This window comes from Variovorax paradoxus, from assembly GCF_009498455.1.
GTDB lineage: Bacteria > Pseudomonadota > Gammaproteobacteria > Burkholderiales > Burkholderiaceae_C > Variovorax > Variovorax paradoxus_H.
Window position 1 is genome coordinate 1,371,518 of sequence record NZ_CP045644.1, and the last position, 18,483, is coordinate 1,390,000.

12 protein-coding genes and 2 rRNA genes (1 of these 14 running past the window's edge) are annotated in these 18,483 nt (G+C 66.4%); 7 read left to right on the top strand and 7 right to left on the bottom strand.

Going from position 1 to position 18,483, the window contains the following annotated elements:
* Window positions 1-234: 234 nt before the first annotated feature.
* A complete protein-coding gene (gene recQ / locus GFK26_RS06135; protein WP_194274036.1) occupies window positions 235-2,145 on the top strand; it encodes a DNA helicase RecQ in 1,911 nt (636 codons plus the stop codon).
* A gap of 10 nt (window positions 2,146-2,155) precedes the next feature.
* Here recQ and GFK26_RS06140 read toward each other — a convergent pair whose 3' ends face one another.
* Entirely contained in the window at window positions 2,156-3,058 is a 903-nt protein-coding gene (locus tag GFK26_RS06140) for a LysR family transcriptional regulator (RefSeq protein ID WP_153281223.1), read from the bottom strand.
* 121 nt (window positions 3,059-3,179) lie between these two features.
* Here GFK26_RS06140 and GFK26_RS06145 point away from each other — a divergent pair, with 121 nt between their 5' ends.
* Together GFK26_RS06145 and GFK26_RS06150 are read left to right on the top strand one after the other, a co-directional pair.
* Complete coding sequence (locus GFK26_RS06145; RefSeq protein ID WP_153281224.1) at window positions 3,180-4,409, top strand: alpha-hydroxy acid oxidase; 1,230 nt, start codon at window positions 3,180-3,182, stop codon at window positions 4,407-4,409.
* A 52-nt stretch (window positions 4,410-4,461) separates the two neighbouring features.
* The gene (locus tag GFK26_RS06150; protein ID WP_153281225.1) at window positions 4,462-5,433 is read left to right on the top strand and encodes a tripartite tricarboxylate transporter substrate binding protein BugE; all 972 of its coding nucleotides are present in this window, start codon (window positions 4,462-4,464) and stop codon (window positions 5,431-5,433) included.
* A 16-nt stretch (window positions 5,434-5,449) separates the two neighbouring features.
* Here the strand turns inward: GFK26_RS06150 and xylB are convergent, their stop codons facing one another.
* The 4 genes from xylB to GFK26_RS06170 form a co-directional block, all read right to left on the bottom strand.
* Complete coding sequence (xylB, locus tag GFK26_RS06155; RefSeq protein WP_153281226.1) at window positions 5,450-6,919, bottom strand: xylulokinase; 1,470 nt, start codon at window positions 6,917-6,919, stop codon at window positions 5,450-5,452.
* 70 nt (window positions 6,920-6,989) lie between these two features.
* Entirely contained in the window at window positions 6,990-8,171 is a 1,182-nt protein-coding gene (locus tag GFK26_RS06160; RefSeq protein WP_153281227.1) for a nucleoside hydrolase, read from the bottom strand.
* A 190-nt stretch (window positions 8,172-8,361) separates the two neighbouring features.
* Window positions 8,362-9,966 (bottom strand): S41 family peptidase, encoded by a 1,605-nt coding sequence (locus GFK26_RS06165; RefSeq protein ID WP_228121929.1) that lies wholly within the window; start codon window positions 9,964-9,966, stop codon window positions 8,362-8,364.
* Window positions 9,967-10,058: 92 nt separating this feature from the next.
* A complete protein-coding gene (locus GFK26_RS06170; protein ID WP_153281228.1) occupies window positions 10,059-12,383 on the bottom strand; it encodes an ATP-binding protein in 2,325 nt (774 codons plus the stop codon).
* Between the two features lie 116 nt (window positions 12,384-12,499).
* On the opposite strand from GFK26_RS06170, the gene GFK26_RS06175 reads away from it, so the two are divergent.
* From GFK26_RS06175 to GFK26_RS06185, 4 genes are all read left to right on the top strand, one after another.
* Complete coding sequence (locus tag GFK26_RS06175; RefSeq protein ID WP_169805105.1) at window positions 12,500-13,699, top strand: threonine ammonia-lyase; 1,200 nt, start codon at window positions 12,500-12,502, stop codon at window positions 13,697-13,699.
* Window positions 13,700-13,820: 121 nt separating this feature from the next.
* Window positions 13,821-13,973 (top strand): hypothetical protein, encoded by a 153-nt coding sequence (locus GFK26_RS33965; RefSeq protein ID WP_194274037.1) that lies wholly within the window; start codon window positions 13,821-13,823, stop codon window positions 13,971-13,973.
* A 150-nt stretch (window positions 13,974-14,123) separates the two neighbouring features.
* Window positions 14,124-15,995, top strand: a complete 1,872-nt coding sequence (locus GFK26_RS06180; protein ID WP_153281229.1) for a phosphoenolpyruvate carboxykinase (GTP) — start codon at window positions 14,124-14,126, stop codon at window positions 15,993-15,995.
* Between the two features lie 47 nt (window positions 15,996-16,042).
* Complete coding sequence (locus GFK26_RS06185; RefSeq protein ID WP_153281230.1) at window positions 16,043-16,447, top strand: hypothetical protein; 405 nt, start codon at window positions 16,043-16,045, stop codon at window positions 16,445-16,447.
* A 163-nt stretch (window positions 16,448-16,610) separates the two neighbouring features.
* Here the strand turns inward: GFK26_RS06185 and rrf are convergent.
* Window positions 16,611-16,723: ribosomal RNA gene (gene rrf, locus GFK26_RS06190) — 5S ribosomal RNA — on the bottom strand.
* A 128-nt stretch (window positions 16,724-16,851) separates the two neighbouring features.
* A 23S ribosomal RNA gene (locus GFK26_RS06195) occupies window positions 16,852-18,483 on the bottom strand (it continues 1,244 nt past the right edge of the window).

Genomic DNA, 18,483 nt, shown 5'->3' on the forward strand with positions numbered 1-18,483 from the left:
TCGGATTGTTGCCAGGCGCCCCAACTTGTCTATACAGGATAACCCGAAAGTCCTGTTTCGGTGCATTTCCGAGAGAAGCGCACCAGTTTGCTGTCTAGACAAGAGGGGTGCCGGGACGGCGTTCACCATTGCAAACGCCGTGCCACAGTCAGATCGGGGCCGCTGGGGGACAATCGGCGTCCGCCCCGGCTCCGGCCCTTTTCTCCCCTCTCTCCCGCCTTTCGCACCCCGCCTGTGTCTTCCCTCGCTCCCCGCCCCTTCGACGCGTCCAGCGACGGCAGCAGCTCCGGCAGCGCGGCCCCCGCCGACATCCTTCACGACGTGTTCGGCTATGCCCGGTTCCGCGGGGCCCAGCAGGACATCGTGGAGCACGTGGTGGGCGGCGGCGACGCGCTGGTGCTGATGCCCACGGGCGGCGGCAAGTCGCTCTGCTATCAGATTCCGGCCATTGCACGGCAGCGCGCGGGGCGCGGCGTGTCGGTGGTGGTGTCGCCGCTCATCGCGCTGATGCACGACCAGGTGGGCGCGCTGCACGAAGCGGGCGTGAACGCGGCCTTCCTGAATTCGACGCTCGACTGGGAACAGACGCAGGACGTGGAGCGCCGCATGCTGCGCGGCGAGATCACGCTGCTGTACGCGGCGCCCGAGCGCGTGAACACGCCGCGCTTTCTGTCGCAGCTCGATTCGCTGAACGAGCGCGGCAAGCTCTCGCTGTTCGCCATCGACGAGGCGCATTGCGTGAGCCAGTGGGGCCACGACTTCCGTCCCGAGTACCGCGCGCTCACCGTGCTGCACGAGCGCTACCCGGGCGTGCCGCGCATCGCGCTCACGGCCACGGCCGACGACCTCACGCGCGCCGACATCGTCGAGCGGCTGCAGCTCGAGCAGGCGCGCCAGTTCGTCTCCAGCTTCGACCGGCCGAACATCCGCTACACCATCGTCGAGAAGAAAGACGCCACCACGCAGCTGCTGCGCTTCATCGAGCGCGAGCACGAGGGCGATGCGGGCGTGGTCTATTGCCAGTCGCGCAAGCGCGTGGAAGACCTCGCGACGACGCTGCAGGGCGCCGGCATCAACGCCCTGCCGTACCACGCGGGCCTCGATGCGGCGGTGCGCCAGAAGCACCAGGACCGCTTCCTGCGCGAAGAAGGCATCGTGATGGTCGCGACCATCGCCTTCGGCATGGGCATCGACAAGCCCGACGTGCGCTTCGTCGGCCACGTCGACATGCCCAAGAACATCGAGGGCTACTACCAGGAAACCGGCCGCGCGGGCCGCGACGGCGCCCCCGCCGACGCCTGGATGGCCTACGGCCTGAACGATGTGGTGAACCAGCGCCGCATGATCGACGAGAGCCCGGCCGGCGAAGAGTTCAAGCAGGTGATGCGCGGCAAGCTCGACGCGCTGCTGTCACTGGCCGAAGCCAGCGACTGCCGCCGCGTGCGCCTCTTGGGCTACTTCGGCGAGCAGAGCACGCCCTGCGGCAACTGCGACAACTGCCTGAACCCGCCGCAGGTGTGGGACGGCACCGATGCCGCGCGCAAGCTGCTGAGCACCATCTACCGCGTGCAGCAACTCAGCGGCATCAGCTTCGGCGCGGGCCACATCATGGACATCCTGCGCGGCAAGGCGACCGAGAAGGTCAAGCAGTTCGGGCACGAGCGCATCAGCACCTTCGGCATCGGCGCGGAGTTGAGCGAGGTGGCGCTGCGAGGCGTGCTGCGCCAGCTGATCGCCACGGGCGCGCTGGCGGTGGACGCCGAGGCGTTCAACACGCTGAAGCTCACCGAAGGCTCGCGCGCGGTGCTCAAGGGCGAGGCCACGGTGTCGCTGCGCGAGTCGGTGTCGTCACCGGCCGAGCGCAAGCCCCGGCGCGAGAAGGCGGCCAAGGGCGCACCGTCGCCGGCAGCCGCCTCGCTCGACGACACCGGCAAGAAGCGCTTCGAGGCGCTCAAGGCCTGGCGCGCCGAGGTGGCGAAGGAGCACAACCTGCCGGCCTACGTGATCTTCCACGACGCCACGCTGGCCGCCATTGCCGAGCGCGCCCCCGCGACGCTCGAAGACCTGCAGGGCATCAGCGGCATCGGCACGAAGAAGCTCGAGGCCTACGGCGCCGAAGTGCTTCGCGTGTGCGAAGCCTTCTGAGCTTCTCCGGCTAGAGCAGCCGCGCCGCCTTCGAGAAATCGATGGACGCGAGCACCGCGGCGCGCATGGCCGTCAGCAGGTGGCGCTCGTCGTTGGCGCGCTTCTGGAAGGTGTAGGTCAGCGCGGGCAAAGCCTGGCGGGTCTTCAGGATGCGCAGGTCGCCGCGGCGCGACAGCAGGCGCGCCCAGCCTTCCGGCAAAAACCCGACACCGATCCCCTCGATCAGCAGGCCCGCGACGGCGCCCCAGCTGTTGCAGCTGAGGCGGTGCGGCGCCTCGAGGTTCTCGGCCATGAGCCATTCATCGAGCAGGCGGCTGGTGCCCGCGCCAGGGGGCTGCGTCACGATGGGGTGTTGCGCAAGCAGCGACGCGCCGAGGATCGTGCTTTTGCCCACGAGCGCGGGCGCGGCCACCCACACGAAATGCGCCTGGCCGACGGTGTGCGACGAGATCAGTCCGTGGTGCGGTGAGCGCCCGGCGATCACCGCGCAGTCGAGTTCGCCGTTGCGAAGGCGCTCGTCCAGCGCCGAGCCGAAATTGACGTGCGGCTCCAGGCGCAGGTCAGGCAGGTGCCGCCCCACGTGCGCGACGAGCTGGGGCAGCCAGGTCAGCGCGCTCAGCTCGCCGATGCCGAAGGTGCAGCGCCCACCGAGGCTGGCGGGTGCGCCGATCGACCGCTTCGTTTCGTCGGCCGCCAGCAGCAAAGCGGCGGCGCGCGGCAGGAAGCGCTCGCCCGCGTCCGTGAGCGTGGCCCGCTGCCCGGCGCGGTCGAACAGCGGCGCGCCGAGCGAGACCTCGAGCTCGGCCAGTCGCTTGGACAGCGACGAGGTCGACAGATGCAGCCGCTGCGCCGCGAGCGCAAAACTGGCGCAGGTCGCGGCCCAGTAGAAGGCCTCCAGTTGCTTCAGCGTCATGCGCCGTCTCCCTCTGTCATTTCGAAAAAAGCGAAATGACAAATTACCATAAATTCGCTTTTTTAAAACCTTCTGCCCCCCTACAGTCCGCGCGGACCGAACGACTGACTGGATGGCGGACATGACTGTTTTCTCGCGTGCCTTCGATGCCCCGCGCACCGCGCCGGCGCAAGCCCCGGCGGCTGCTGCGACGCCGCGCTGCCTGGCCGGCATCCTGTCGCTGCAGGACTTCGAGCACGCGGCGAAGCGCCGGCTGCCGCGCCCGCTGTTCGGCTACATCGCCGGCGCGGCGGAAGACAACCGCTCGCTGGACGCCAACCGCGCCGCGTTCGACGCGCACGACTTCCTGCCCCGGGTACTGGTCGATGTCTCCCGGCGCTCGCAGGAGGTCACGCTGTTCGGCCAGCGCTACGCGTCGCCCTTCGGGATCGCGCCGGTCGGCATCAGCGCGCTGTCGGCCTACCGCGGCGACCTCGTGCTCGCGCAGGCGGCGCAGGCGGCCGGCATTCCCGCGGTCATGAGCGGCACCTCGCTCATTCCGATGGAAGAAGTGGCCCAGGCCGCGCCCGGCACGTGGTTCCAGGCCTACCTGCCGGGCGATGCGGCGCGCATCGACGGCCTGGTGGCGCGCATCGCCGGCGCGGGCTTTCGCCACCTGGTCGTCACGGTCGACATTCCCGTCTGGGCGAACCGCGAAAACAACGTGCGTGCCGGCTTCACGACGCCGCTGCGACCCAGCCTGCGGCTGGCCTTGGACGGCCTCGTGCGGCCGCGCTGGCTGCTCGGCACGCTCGCGCGGACCTTCGTGACGCAGGGCATGCCGCATTTCGAGAATTCGTTCGCCACGCGGGGCGCGCCTCTTTTCTCGAGCACCGCGATCCGCGACACGACCGGCCGCGACCACATCCACTGGGACCACATCGCCCGCATCCGCCAGCAGTGGCGCGGGCCGCTGATCCTGAAGGGCATTCTTCATCCGGCCGATGCGCGGCGTGCGCGGCAGCTCGGCGCCGATGGGCTCATCGTCTCCAACCACGGCGGCCGGCAGCTCGACGGCGCGGCACCGGCCCTGCGCGCGCTGCCGCAGGTGCTGGACGCCGCGGGCGAGTTGCCCGTGATGGTCGACGGCGGCGTGCGCCGCGGCAGCGACGTGCTGAAGGCGCTGGCGCTCGGCGCCAAGGCCGTGTTCGCCGGCCGGCCGTTCATGTACGCCGCCGCCGTGGGCGGCCACGCGGGCGTCACGCACGCGATCCGGCTGCTGCGGGACGAGGTCGACCGGAACATGGCGATGCTCGGCGTCAACGACCCGGGCGAGCTCGACGCGAGCTGCCTGATGCCGCGGCGGCCCTGAGCTGCGCCCCCTCATCTCACCCATTCCATCAATCCAAGAGGAGGAAGACACCTTGCCGAAAAAACCCACGACCCTGTTCGCCCTCGCCTGCCTGCTGGCGGCGACCGTGCCCGCCCATGCGCAGGGCTACCCCGACAAGCCCGTCAAGCTGCAGGTGCCGTTCGCGCCGGGCGGCACGACGGACCTCATTGCGCGCGTCATTTCCGAGCCCCTGGGCAGGCACCTGGGGCAGAGCGTCATCGTCGAGAACAAGTCGGGCGCGGGCGGTGCGATCGGGGCCGCCGAAACTGCGCGCGCAGCGCCCGACGGCTATGCGCTGGGCATCGGCACGGTGTCGACGACGGCGGCCAACCCGGCCATCAACCCCAAGGTGCCGTACAACCCCAAGACCGACTTCACGCCGATCATCAACCTGGCGGCGACACCCAACGTCATTGCGGTCCACCCCAGCTTTCCGGCCCGGGACTACAAGGGCTTCATCGAGGTGCTGAAGAAGAACCCCGGCAAGTACGCCTACGCCACCGCAGGCACGGGCAGCATCGGGCACCTGCAGATGGAGCTGTACAAGGGCATGGCCGGCGCGTCCGTCACGCACATCCCCTACCGGGGGTCGGGCCCAGCGCTCAACGACACCGTCGCGGGCCAGGTCGCGATGATCTTCGACAACCTGCCGTCGGCGCTGCCCTTCATCAAGGACCGCCGGCTGATCCCGATCGTCGTGGCGGCGTCCGAGCGCCTGAAGGACCTGCCCGACGTGCCGACCTTCAAGGAGGTCGGGCTCGCGCCGGTGAACCGCATGGCGTATTACGGCATCGTGGGCCCCAAGGGCCTGCCCAAGGACGTGGTGGACAAGGTGCACGCGGCGGCGCGCAAGTCGCTCGAAGATCCCGCCGTGCGCAAACGCATCCAGGACACCGGCTCCTTCGTGGTCGGCAACACGCCGCAGGAGTTCACGCAGCAGATCGCCGCCGAGTTCGACGTGTACAAGAAGGTGGTGGATTCCGCCGGGCTCACGCCCGACTGAACCGGCGAGCGCCTCTTCAGGCCACCGACGCCCAGACCGGCGCCATCGCGCGATAGAGCGTGCGGAAGGCCTCGAGCCGGGGCTGGTAGGCCGCGTGCAAGGCGGCGTCGGGCGCGAGCACCTGGCGCACGGCGGGCGCGACGACGACACCCGCCGGGTCTTCGCCCGTGACCGCCAGCCGCGCGAGCCGCGCCGCACCGAAGGCCGGGCCGCGGTCGGCGGATTCGTACAGCACCAGCGGCACATCGAGCACCGAGGCGATCAGTTGCGCCAGGAAGGCGGAGCGCGCGCCGCCACCGATCAGCGCCAGGCGCTCGGGCCGTGCCGTCTGGGCGCTCAGCGCTTCCAGCCCGTCGGCGAGCGAGAAGGCGATGCCCTCGCAGACCGCCTGCATCAGGTCGGCGCGCGTGGTGGCGCCCGAGAGCCCGACGATCGCGCCGCGCGCGAACGGGTTGTTGTGCGGCGTGCGCTCGCCGAACAGGTAGGGCAGCGCGAGCAGGCGCGATGGCCCGGTGTACGCGGCCTCGACCTCGGCCAGCAACTCGCCGACCGACGCACCGCCGGTGCACGACGCCAGCGCGGCGAGCGGGCTCGCGCCGTTGAGCAGCGCCGCCATGCGGTACCAGCGCTGCGGCAGTGCGTGGCAGAAGGCGTGCACCAGCCGCTCGGGGTCGGGGCGATGCACCGTGTCGGCCACCAGGATCTGCGCCGAAGTGCCGAGCGACACGAAGCCGTCGCCCGGCCCGACCACGCCGATGCCGACGCCGCCCGCCGCGGCATCGCCCGCGCCGCCGGCAATCGGCACGCCGCGCGGCAAGCCCCAGCGCGCGGCCAATGCATCGCGCACGGTGGCGCAGGGTTCGCACGACTCGACCACGTGCGGCAGCCAGGCGGGATCGACCCCGCAGGCGGCGAGCGCCTGCGGCGACCAGCGGCGCTGCGCCTGGTCGAACAGCCAAGTGCCGGCCGCGTCGGTGACGTCGGTCACCTTCTCGCCCGACAGCTGCAGGCGCACGTAGTCCTTGGTCAGCAGCAGCGAGCGGGCGCGCGCCACGGCCTCCGGCTCATGGGTGCGCAGCCAGCGCAGCTTGGGGCCGGTGAAGCCGGCCATCGGCTGCACGCCGACGGCGCGGCGCAGGGCGAGGTCGGTCTGCATGAGATCGGCGGCCTCGGCGGCGGCGCGGCCGTCGTTCCACAAGATCGCGGGGCGCACGGGGCGGTCGGCCTCGTCGAGCAGCACCAGCGAGTGCATCTGGCCCGACAGGCCGATGCCTTGCACGCCGCCCATCGCGGTCGGGTGCGCGCGCGCCAGTTCGTCGAGGCCGTCCGAGACGGCAGCCCACCACTGGTCGGGGTCGTGCTCGCACCACAGCGGCTGCGGGTACTGCGAGCTGAGCGGTCGATCGACCGTGGCGACGACATGCAGCTGCATGCCGGTCAGGACGATCTTGACCGCGGAGGTTCCGATATCGATGCCGATCAGCATGCGTGTGTTCCCTGTTCGAGGGCCGGAGTATCGGCGCTCCGGCCAGGCGCACAGGCTGACGGCAGGTTGCTTACGGCGTGGTTGCGGGCAGCGTGATCGGCACCGGGCGCGTGTGCAGGTCGACGTAGAGCTCGAAGAAGCGCGCGTTGTCGAACTTCTTCACCACCGTCATCTTCTGCAGCGGCACGCCGGCGGGCGGCGCGGTGTAGCCGATGGAGCGGCCGTTGTCGGCGGCGCCGGGCTTGGCGACCACGTCGACATAACGCTCGACAGTCTGCGTGGCGTAGCGCGGATCGATGAGGTAGGCCAGCACCAGCGTGTCCCAGATGTTCTGCGTGTAGTTCGGGTTGTTCTCGAAACCGTTGGTGCCGCTGAAGCCGTAGCCGTTGAGCTTGCGGAACACCTCGGTCACGGCCGTCGGCCTGGCCGGGTGGGCGATGCGGTCGTAGACGGGCTTGGTGAGAAGCACGGTGTCGGTCACGTCCAGCGGCACCACCACCTGCGGGATCGGCAGGCGCACCACGAACTGCGCGGACTCGGGGTCGAACCACCAGTTGAACTCGGCGAAATGGGTGGTGTTGCCGGGCACGTCGAGGGCGCCGCCCATGTAGATGATCTGCTTGATCAGCGGCACGATCTCGGGGCTCTTCTTCACGGCCAGCGCGATGTTGGTGAGCGGGCCGATGGCCAGGATGGAGATCTCGTTCGGGTTCGCCTTGACGGTGTCGATGATGAAATCGACCGCGCTCTTGCGCTGCACCACGGTGCGCGTGGCAAAGCCGTCGGGCGAGGGCTTCAGATCAGCGTCGGTCTTGGGCTCGGGGCCGCTCCAGGCGCCCAGGTAGCCGTCGCCGCCCGCGCCGGCCTTCATCTCGGCCTCGATGGTGGCGTAGTCGTGGTTGATGGCGTAGTTCTCGCCCACGTAGACGCCGATGCGCTGGCCCACGCCTAGGCGCTCGACCGACATCAGCGCGTCGGCCACGCCCTGCTTGAGCCACTGGTTGCCCGAGACGACGCTGATGCCCATCACCTGCACCTTGCCCTCGGCCTGCAGCTGCGCGGCCATGACGCCGAGCTGGCCGTCGTCGCTCATGGTGTTGTAGTCGCTGTCGATGATGACTTTCTGCGCCACCGGCGCCGCCGCGTAGCCGGGCGCCAGACCGATGCCGCCGTTGCCGCCCCCGCCACCGCCGCATGCCGTGAGCACGGCCATGGCGACGAGCCAGAAGGCCTTCACTGTCCATTTGCGCATCTGTTTCTCCTAGGTGTTTGGTTTTCAGTCCGGTTTTCAGAGGAACACCGGGGGCCGAAAACGTTTGCGCAAAGCTTTGCGCAAACGTTTGCCAAACTCTAAATGGCAGGCCACGGGCGTGGCAATGGGGTGCGGCTAGGGGTTTTCCGCGAGGCCGGGGCCGGCCTCGCGCGGCGACGTCAGCCCGCCATCAGACGGGGGCTGGCACGCGGTCGATCAGGCGGTTCTCGCGCAGCGGCGAGCGGGGAAGCAGGGCGGGCTCGTCGTCCAGCGGCGTGTCGCCCTTCTCCAGGCCCGGGGTGTCCGCAGCCTTGGCGGATGCGGTTGGCGCCGCGCACGACCCGGTGTCGCGCAGCCGCAGCGCCGCGGCCAGCCGGCGTTCGGCAGGGTCGCCCAACGGGTGGCTGAAGTCGTCGGACACGACGCAGCCCGCATGGGGCGCGAAGCCGTCGCCGTAGTCGCCGAAGCCGGCCTGGTTCACGCCCTTGAAGTTGACGGCGAAGTAGGTCGTGCCGCAGTTGTCCTGCGGCACGAAACCGTAGGGCTTGCCGCAGGTGGTGGTGCCCACGAGGTTGACCGTGACGCCCACGCCGCGCAGGCTGTTGATGACCGACTCGCTGGCGGAGCACGTGCCGCCGCTGGTCAGCAGCGTGACGCGCGACAGGTTCAACGTGGGCAGCGGCTGGCCGGTGCGGGTGGTCGTGAAGAAGGGCGTGAGGTTGTCCGCGAGCGTGGTGCGGTACGGGTTCTTGTCGTTGAAGGTCAGCAGCTCGAAGGTCCTGCCGTTCGTCGGGCCCGGTCCGGCCACCATGTAGGCCAGCCGGCTGGCGATGCGCAGCTGGCCGCCGCCGTTGTAGCGCATGTCGATCACGAGGTCCTGGATGCCGCCGTCCTGCTTGAGCGTGTTGACGGCCTCGACGAGCTGCGCCTCGGCGGTCGTGATGTGGTCGTTGAACAGCAGGTAGCCCACGCGGTTGCCGGCCAGCCCGATGGTGCGCGTGAACTGCACCGGCGTGCTCGTGATGCGCTGGGCCGTGAGCTCGACGGGACTGCCGCGCGTGCCGTCCACCTCGAAGGTGAAGGTGTGCTTTTCGCCGAGCGCCCGCGGCGAGAGCGTGCGGAAGATGAAATCTCTGTCGCTGTCGGGGGCGGACACCACGTCGATGCCGTCGACGACGACCAGCTTGGCCCCGCGCGCCAGGCCGGCCGCCGCGGCCGGCGAGCCCGGCTCGACGAAGGCGATGCGGATGTTGCGCGGCACCGAACTGCGCACGGTCGCCATCTCCATGCCGTAGCCGGCCGACACGCCGCCTTCGGACTGCAGGCGGAACGCCTCGGTGTTGTTGGTGAAGTGAAAGCGGTCCTTGGCCCGGCCCGACGGCGTGGTGGCCGGTGTCTTGAGCACGTCGAACCAGGTCTGCGGCGTGGCGTAGTCGGATGCCTTGAGCGTGGTGGGCACCTCGTTGTACCAAAGGTAGGTTTCGTCGATCCAGCCGCGCACCCAGCTCTTTTCGTTGTCGACGGTGCCGACGACGTCGGGGTAGGCGCGGCCTGTCTCGGGATTGATGCCCGGGCGCGGCGCGGCGCACTGGCCGGCGACGGTCGAGGACGCGACGATGGCGTCGCTGTCACCGCCGCCCCGGGGTGGGCGTCGGCGCGACGCCGATCGGGAACCCACCGCCGCCACCGCCACCCCCGCCTCCTCCGCCGCACCCAGCCAGCAGGCCAACGAGCGCAAGCGCCATCGCACCGGCGACGGCGGCCACAGCTCGCGAGCGCCGCGACGCATCTGCATTGCGAAAGACCATCGGTTCCTCCTCGCGTCCGTGGTGGCGGACAGTCCTGATTTTTGTCTTGCTCGGGGTGCGGGTGCCGGACGCCGGCCCGCTACTGGATGAAGCCCATGCCGCGCGATTCGCGCACCTCGGGCTTGATCCGATGCTCGGCTTCGAGCTGCTCGAGAAACTCCGCGGCCGAGAACTCGGCCGCGAGGATGTCGGTCTGCCGCTTCACGGCCGCGAAGTCGCCGGGGCACAGCTGCGACAGCTGCGCCAGGCGCGCGCGCACCTCGCCCGTGAGCAGCGCCGCATCGCCCGCGAGCGCCTCGGTGACGAACATGCGTTCGCGCTGCGCCGCGGTGAGCGGCATGAACTTGATCTTGAAGGTGAAGCGCCGCAGTGCCGCCTGGTCGAGCCGGTCGAGCAGGTTGGTGGTGCAGACAAACACGCCGCGAAAGCGCTCCATGCCCTGCAGCATCTCGTTGACCTCGGTGACCTCGTAGGTGCGCTGCGCGCCGCGCCGGTCCTGCAGGAACGAATCAGCCTCGTCGAGCAGCAGCACGGCCTTCTCGGACTCGGCCTCCTTGAACATGGCGGCCATGTTCTGCTCGGTCTCGCCGACGTACTTGCTCATGAGGTCGCTGGCCTGCTTGACGATGAGCGGGCGCCCCACAGCCTTGGCGATGTGCTCGGCCAGCGCGGTCTTGCCGGTGCCGGGCGCGCCGTAGAAGCACAGCGTGCCGTGGCCGCGCGCCTTCAGCGCCTCGACGATGCGCGGAATTTCGAAGCGGGTTTCGACGTGGAGCATGTCCAGGTCGTAGGTGGTGACGCTGCGGCGCTCGGCCGGGCTCTTGTCGAGCGTGCCGAGTGCGAGGTCGGCGTTGCGCAGCTGGCGCTCGATGAGGGCCTCGACCGAGGCCTCGTCGGTCTTCGCGAGGCCGGCAAAGCGCACGGCGGTGCGGATCTGCGCGGGCGTGAGGCCCTTGCGTTCCGCCAGCTTGGCGGTGAAGGCGTCGGACACGACCACGCCTTCGAGTGTCTTCTTGACGAGCTGCTCGCGCGCGCCGGGCGGCGGCGACTTGAGTTCGAGGTGGTAGGCGAAGCGGCGGCGGAAGGCCGGGTCGATCTGCTCGATGCGGTTGGTGACCCACAGCGTGGGCACGGGGTTGGCCTCGAGGATCTGGTTGACCCAGGCCTTGCCGCTCACGCTGCCGCTGGCGGGCGCGGGGATCTGCTCGGCGCGCGCCATGAACTGCGCGGCCTCGGTGCTGATGGGCGGGAAGACGTCTTCGACCTCGTCGAACAGCAGTGCGGCCTGCGCGCTGCCTTTGAGGAACACCTGCGCGATCTGCAGCGAGCGGTAGCGGTCGCGGCCGCTGAGCGAGTTGCCGTCGCGGTCGGCGTACTCGACCTCGAAGAGCTCCAGGCCCGCGGCCTGCGCAACCACCTTGGCCAGCTCTGTCTTGCCGGTGCCGGGCGGGCCGTAGAGCAGCACGTTGACGCCGGGCTCCTTGCGCGCCACGGCCGCACGCAGCAGCGTGACGAGCATCTGCGCGTCTTCTTCCACGAAAGAAAAATCGTGCGGCGTGAGCGCGCTCTTGGCCGAAGGCCGTGTGAACACGGCCATCAGTTCGTTGTGGTCGCGGTACTCGCGCATGAGCACGGGCGGCAGCTTCTCGCTGACCTTCATGAGGTCGGCAAGGTCGGTGATGTTGTGCTCGGAGATGAGGTTCTCGACCAGGCCGATGCGTTCGAGCCGCGAACCCGCGCGCAATGCCTCGCCCACTTCGCTCGCATTGACGCCCGCGATGTCGGCGATGGCGGCGTAGGCCTCGGGCGCGTTGTTGACCTTGAACTCGACCAGCAGCGAGCGCAGGTCGCGCTGGTAGCGCGCGAGCGTGCCGTACAGCAGCAGCGCGCGCTCGGCCTTGTTGAGCTGCAGCAGGCCGGCGAGCGCGTCGATGTTCTTCTCGACCAGCGTCGACTGCTTGCGCAGCGCGTGCGTGAGCCAGTCGCGCGTGACGGCCAGCACCGAGAGCAGGTCTTTGGGCTGGTCTTTGGCGTACTCGTCGAGGTAGAAGAACAGCGTGCCTTCTTCATACGGGCCGCGCCACACGCCGTGGCGTTCGAGCAGCGTGCGGCCGTCGAAGTCTTCGACGCCTTTCCACGCTTCGTTGCCCGCACAGCGGCGACCCAGGAACTCGCGCAGTCGCTGCAGCACCGCGGCGGGCCACACGAGGTGGCGCCCGGTGAGCGAGAGCAATCCGTTGATATCGCGCCGCACATTGAAGCGCGGGCCCTGCTTGGCCGCGAGCGTGAGCACGAAGTGCGAGCACATGAGCTCGAGCACCGGCGCTTCCTTGAGGCCGGGCGAAGGCAAGGCCTGCCCGCGCACCGCAGCAGCCACCACATCGACACCCGCACGCTTGACCATCAGGCAACCTCCTGGGAGGAAATACTTGGAGCGACCATAACGCAGACTTTTGGCTTCGGGAAGACGCCGAAAGAGTAAAAACCCTGATCCGCTGGATTCCAGCCACAATGCGCGCCATGGTCGGAATCGAAGCTATCCGTCGCGCGGCGGCACGCCTGCAGGGCCAGGTGCTCAACACGCCCTGCGTGGAGTCGCGCACGCTCTCTGAAATCGTGGGCGCGCAGGTGTTCCTGAAGTTCGAGAACCTGCAGTTCACGTCCTCGTTCAAGGAGCGTGGCGCGTGCAACAAGCTGGTCGATCTGTCGGAAGGCGGCACGCGCGGCGTGATCGCCATGTCGGCCGGCAACCATGCGCAGGGTGTGGCCTATCACGCACAGCGGCTGGGCTTGCGCGCACTCATCGTGATGCCGCGCTTCACGCCCGGCGTGAAGATCGAGCGCACGCGCGGCTTCGGCGCCGAGGTGGTGCTGCACGGCGACACGCTGGACGCGGCACGCGCCCACGCACTGGCGCTTGCCGAGCGCGAAGGCCTGACCTTCGTGCATCCCTACGACGACGAAGCCATCATTGCCGGCCAGGGCACGATCGCACTTGAGATGCTCGACGCGGTGCCAGACCTCGACACGCTGGTGGTGGCGGTCGGTGGCGGCGGGCTCATCGCAGGCATGGCCGTCGCGGCGCGCGAGATCAAGCCGGGCATCGAGATCGTCGGCGTGCAGACGCAGCGCTTTCCGGCGATGGTGAATGCCGTCAAGGGCACGCACCACGCGCAGGGCACGAGCACGATCGCCGAAGGCATCGCGGTCGGCACGCCAGGCGTGCTGACGCGGGAAATCATCGCCGCCAAGGTCGACGACCTGCTGTTGGTGGACGAAGGCGACATCGAGCAAGGCGTGCTGATGCTGCTGGAGATCGAAAAGACGCTGGTCGAAGGCGCCGGGGCGGCGGGCCTGGCGGCGCTGATCCGGCACCCGGAACGTTTCCGCGGCAAGCGCGTGGGTCTGGTGCTGTCGGGCGGCAACATCGATCCGCTGCTGCTCGCGGCCATCATCGAACGCGGCATGGTGCGGGCCGGCCGGCTGGCCCGGGTGCGCGTCAGCGCGCGCGACGTGCCGGGCTCGCTGGCCCAGATCACGGCCACCGTGGCAGAAGCGGGCGCTAACGTCGACGAAGTGCACCACCAGCGCGCCTTCACGATGCTGGCGGCGCAGAATGTCGACGTCGAGCTGGTGCTGCAGACGCGCGGCCGGGCCCACCTGGCCAGCGTGTTGAGCGCCCTGAAGGACGCCGGTTTCGAAGCGGTGGAGCAGCATTGAGGGCTCCTCGCAACCCCCTAGACCCGCTGGCGGCGCCTCGCCGGTAAAATGGCGGGAGTTTGGCCATTTGCTGTTCACAGCATTTGGCGGTTTGTCATTTGCGTATTCGAGGTATTTCCCGATGTCCCAACCCACTCCCGTCGAGCCCGGCCACGCCGCCGCCGCTGAACATGACGCCGTCGAATCGGTCGTTCACCTGATGCCGCTCGTGCTGCCGCTGGCCGGCGGCGTGCTGATGCTGCTGCTGGCGTCCATCGCCGTCTATCTGGCCTGACTGACAGGTCTTCGCGCTTTTGTCCGCGGGCTGTGCGGCCCGCGTTGACGCAATCTCCCAAAGCGAAACGTTTTCTCAAACGGACCTCCGTGCCTGGTCAGGCGCGGCGCCCCGTTCGGAAAGACGATTTTTCAACTTAGGAGATTTCCGATGAACGCACCCACGATGAAGGGCCTCACCATTCAGGCGCCCTCATACGTCAAGAACGCCAAGCTGATCGCCTGGGTGGCCGACATGGCCGCGCTGTGCAAACCCGAGGCCATCCACTGGTGCGACGGCAGCAAGGAAGAATACGACCGCCTCTGCCAGCAGCTGGTCGACGCCGGAACCTTCAAGAAGCTGAACCCCGCCAAGCGCCCGGGCTCGTTCCTCGCGATGTCCGATCCGAGCGACGTGGCACGTGTCGAAGACCGCACCTTCATCTGCTCCGCGCAGAAGGAAAACGCCGGCCCTACCAACAACTGGATGGCCCCGGCCGAAATGCGCGCCACGCTGCAGCCCCTGTTCGACGGCTGCATGAAGGGCCGCACCATGTACGTGGTGCCCTTCAGCATGGGCCCGCTGGGCTCACCCATTGCACACATCGGCATCGAGCTGTCCGACAGCCCCTACGTGGCCGTCAACATGCGCATCATGACCCGCATGGGCCAGGCCGTGTACGAGGTGCTGGGCGTCGACGGTGAGTTCGTGCCGTGCGTTCACACCGTGGGCGCGCCCCTCGAGGCCGGCCAGAAGGACGTCTCCTGGCCCTGCAACACCACCAAGTACATCGTTCATTACCCTGAAACGCGCGAGATCTGGAGCTATGGCTCGGGCTACGGCGGTAACGCGCTGCTGGGCAAGAAGTGTTTTGCACTGCGCATCGCTTCGAACATGGGCCGCGACGAAGGCTGGTTGGCCGAGCACATGCTGATCCTGGGTGTGACCAATCCCGAAGGCAAGAAGTACCACGTGGCGGCGGCATTCCCCAGCGCCTGCGGGAAGACGAATTTCTCGATGTTGGTGCCGCCGGCGGGCTTTGATGGCTGGAAGGTCACGACCATCGGCGACGACATCGCCTGGATCAAGCCGCAGGCCGACGGCACGCTCCGCGCCATCAACCCCGAGGCCGGCTACTTCGGCGTGGCGCCAGGCACCAACATGCTGACCAACCCGAACTGCATGCGCAGCCTGGACGACGGCGTGATCTTCACCAACGTCGCGCTGACCGACGACGGCGACGTGTGGTGGGAAGGCATGGAGCAGGACACGCCAGGCAAGGCGCTGCCGGCGCACCTGATCGACTGGCAAGGCAAGGACTGGACGCCGCAGATCGCCAAGGAAACCGGCGCCAAGGCCGCCCACCCGAACGCACGCTTCACCGTGGCCGCCACCAACAACCCTGCGCTCGACGATGCCTGGGACGACCCGAAGGGCGTGAAGATCGACGCCTTCATCTTCGGCGGTCGCCGCTCGACGACCGTGCCGCTGGTCACTGAAGCCCGCAATTGGGTCGAAGGCGTCTACATGGCCGCGACGATGGGCTCGGAAACCACCGCTGCGGCCGCCGGCCAGCAGGGCGTGGTGCGACGCGACCCGTTCGCAATGCTGCCTTTCATGGGCTACAACATGAGCGACTACTTCCAGCACTGGCTCGATCTGGGCAAGAAGCTGGAAGCCTCGGGCGCCCAGTTGCCGAAGATCTACACCACCAACTGGTTCCGCAAGGGTGCCGACGGCAAGTTCGTCTGGCCTGGCTACGGCGAGAACATGCGCGTGCTGAAGTGGATGATCGATCGCGTGGAAGGCAAGGCGACGGAAGGTATGGAACACATCACCGGCGTGAGCCCGCGCTATGAAGACCTGAACTGGAGCGGCCTGGACTTCAGCGCCGAGCAGTTCGCAACGGTCACGAGCATCGACAAGGCGGCCTGGCAGGCCGAGCTGAAGCTGCACACGGAGTTGTTCCAGCAGCTGGCGCATCATCTGCCGAAGGAATTGCCGGAGACGAAGGCTGCGATTGAGCAGCGGTTGTCTGCCTGAGTAAGCACTTCTCGCAGGCAGCTCACGCAGCCTGCGAAGCAGGTGCCTTGGGAGTCCATGGAAAGCCCGGTGAGTTCATCTCATCGGGCTTTTTCGTCTGGGGCGGCGATCAATTGACGCCTTTGCATGTGATTCCGGGCCATGGCGGAGTCTTTGGCGACGTCGACCGGGCTTTGGATACAGCGCGGCGACGTTTATCGGGTTTGCAAGGAGACCCTGTGAAGCACGCGCGCCATGCGATGAAGGTGTTGATGAAGTTCAAGCTGCTGGAGCTGCATGCGGTGTCGCGAGCGGATTGGGCTGAGTGGGTTGGCGGGACGCTGTATTTCGAGCGGATTCGGGCTCGATTCTTTGCTGGTGAGACGCTGGCAGCCCTGACTGAGGATCTGTTGGCAGAGCTGATTGCCGCTGGCGCAGCACAATCCGATGCTTTAGGAGTTCGGAACGCCTGATTGGCGGTTGTTTGCTCCAATAAAAAAGCGCCATCTCTTTCGAGTTGGCGCTTTTTCTTTGTCCGTCTATTCGCTTGCTCGTGCTTTGCGTGTTCTTTGTCTTTGCGTCGCGCAAAGCAAAAAACCCCAGTCATTGCTGACTGGGGTTTTCTGGGCTGTAAGAGCCTGACGATGACCTACTTTCACACGGGAACCCGCACTATCATCGGCGCTGAGTCGTTTCACTGTCCTGTTCGGGATGGGAAGGAGTGGTACCAACTCGCTATGGTCATCAGGCATAAAGGGTTGTCTGACTGATCACACGATCAATCAAACGAATTCATAGAGTTTGGAATCAGCTTTTGGCGAATTATTTTGAATGCGTCAACTTGGCATAACACCTTGATCAGATTGATCAAAGTTATAGGGTCAAGCCGCACGAGCAATTAGTATCAGTTAGCTTAACGCATTACTGCGCTTCCACACCTGACCTATCAACGTCCTGGTCTTGAACGACTCTTTAGGGGGCTCAAGGCCCCGGCAGATCTCATCTTGAAACGAGTTTCCCGCTTAGATGCTTTCAGCGGTTATCTCTTCCACACTTAGCTACTCGGCAATGCCACTGGCGTGACAACCGATACACCAGAGGTGTGTCCACTCCGGTCCTCTCGTACTAGGAGCAGGCTTCCTCAAATCTGCAGCGCCCACGGAAGATAGGGACCAAACTGTCTCACGACGTTTTAAACCCAGCTCACGTACCTCTTTAAATGGCGAACAGCCATACCCTTGGGACCGGCTACAGCCCCAGGATGAGATGAGCCGACATCGAGGTGCCAAACACCGCCGTCGATATGAACTCTTGGGCGGTATCAGCCTGTTATCCCCAGAGTACCTTTTATCCGTTGAGCGATGGCCCTTCCATACAGAACCACCGGATCACTATGTCCTGCTTTCGCATCTGCTCGACTTGTCAGTCTCGCAGTTAAGCACGCTTATGCCATTGCACTATCGTCACGATGTCCGACCGTAACTAGCGTACCTTCGAACTCCTCCGTTACGCTTTGGGAGGAGACCGCCCCAGTCAAACTGCCTACCATGCACTGTCCCCGATCCAGATAATGGACCTAGGTTAGAACCTCAAACACACCAGGGTGGTATTTCAACGTTGGCTCCACAAGATCTAGCGACCCTGCTTCAAAGCCTCCCACCTATCCTACACAGATCTGTTCAAAGTCCAATACAAAGCTACAGTAAAGGTTCATGGGGTCTTTCCGTCTTTCCGCGGGGAGATTGCATCATCACAAACATTTCAACTTCGCTGAGTCTCAGGAGGAGACAGTGTGGCCATCGTTACGCCATTCGTGCAGGTCGGAACTTACCCGACAAGGAATTTCGCTACCTTAGGACCGTTATAGTTACGGCCGCCGTTTACTGGGACTTCAATCAAGAGCTTGCACCCCATCATTTAATCTTCCAGCACCGGGCAGGCGTCACACCCTATACGTCCACTTTCGTGTTTGCAGAGTGCTGTGTTTTTAATAAACAGTCGCAGCCACCGATTTTTTGCAACCCATTCATGCTTCGTTGTTCACTACACACTAATAGGGCACACCTTCTTCCGAAGTTACGGTGTCAATTTGCCGAGTTCCTTCTCCTGAGTTCTCTCAAGCGCCTTAGAATACTCATCTCGCGCACCAGTGTCGGTTTGCGGTACGGTCGTTGTTAGCTGAAGCTTAGTGGCTTTTCCTGGAACCTCGTTCAGTCACTTCACGGACAAGTCCGCTCGATCGTTGGCCTCGGTATATGTGCACCGGATTTGCCTAATGCACGCCTACATCCAACTAAACCAGAATAATCCAATAACTGGATGACCTATTAAGATCCGTCCCCACATCGCACTAACAATCGGTACAGGAATATTGACCTGTTTCCCATCAGCTACGCATCTCTGCCTCGCCTTAGGGGCCGACTCACTCTACGCCGATGAACGTTGCGTAGAAAACCTTGCGCTTACGGCGAGGGGGCTTTTCACCCCCTTTAACGCTACTCATGTCAGC

Coding starts and splice junctions, on each gene's coding strand:
- GFK26_RS06140 (WP_153281223.1), bottom strand. CDS start 3,058: ATGACGCTGAAGCAACTGGAGGCCTTCTACTGGGCCGCGACCTGCGCC.
- GFK26_RS06145 (WP_153281224.1), top strand. CDS start 3,180: ATGACTGTTTTCTCGCGTGCCTTCGATGCCCCGCGCACCGCGCCGGCG.
- xylB (WP_153281226.1), bottom strand. CDS start 6,919: ATGCTGATCGGCATCGATATCGGAACCTCCGCGGTCAAGATCGTCCTG.
- GFK26_RS06160 (WP_153281227.1), bottom strand. CDS start 8,171: ATGCGCAAATGGACAGTGAAGGCCTTCTGGCTCGTCGCCATGGCCGTG.
- GFK26_RS06165 (WP_228121929.1), bottom strand. CDS start 9,966: ATGCAGATGCGTCGCGGCGCTCGCGAGCTGTGGCCGCCGTCGCCGGTG.
- GFK26_RS06170 (WP_153281228.1), bottom strand. CDS start 12,383: ATGGTCAAGCGTGCGGGTGTCGATGTGGTGGCTGCTGCGGTGCGCGGG.
- GFK26_RS06175 (WP_169805105.1), top strand. CDS start 12,500: ATGGTCGGAATCGAAGCTATCCGTCGCGCGGCGGCACGCCTGCAGGGC.
- GFK26_RS33965 (WP_194274037.1), top strand. CDS start 13,821: ATGTCCCAACCCACTCCCGTCGAGCCCGGCCACGCCGCCGCCGCTGAA.
- GFK26_RS06180 (WP_153281229.1), top strand. CDS start 14,124: ATGAACGCACCCACGATGAAGGGCCTCACCATTCAGGCGCCCTCATAC.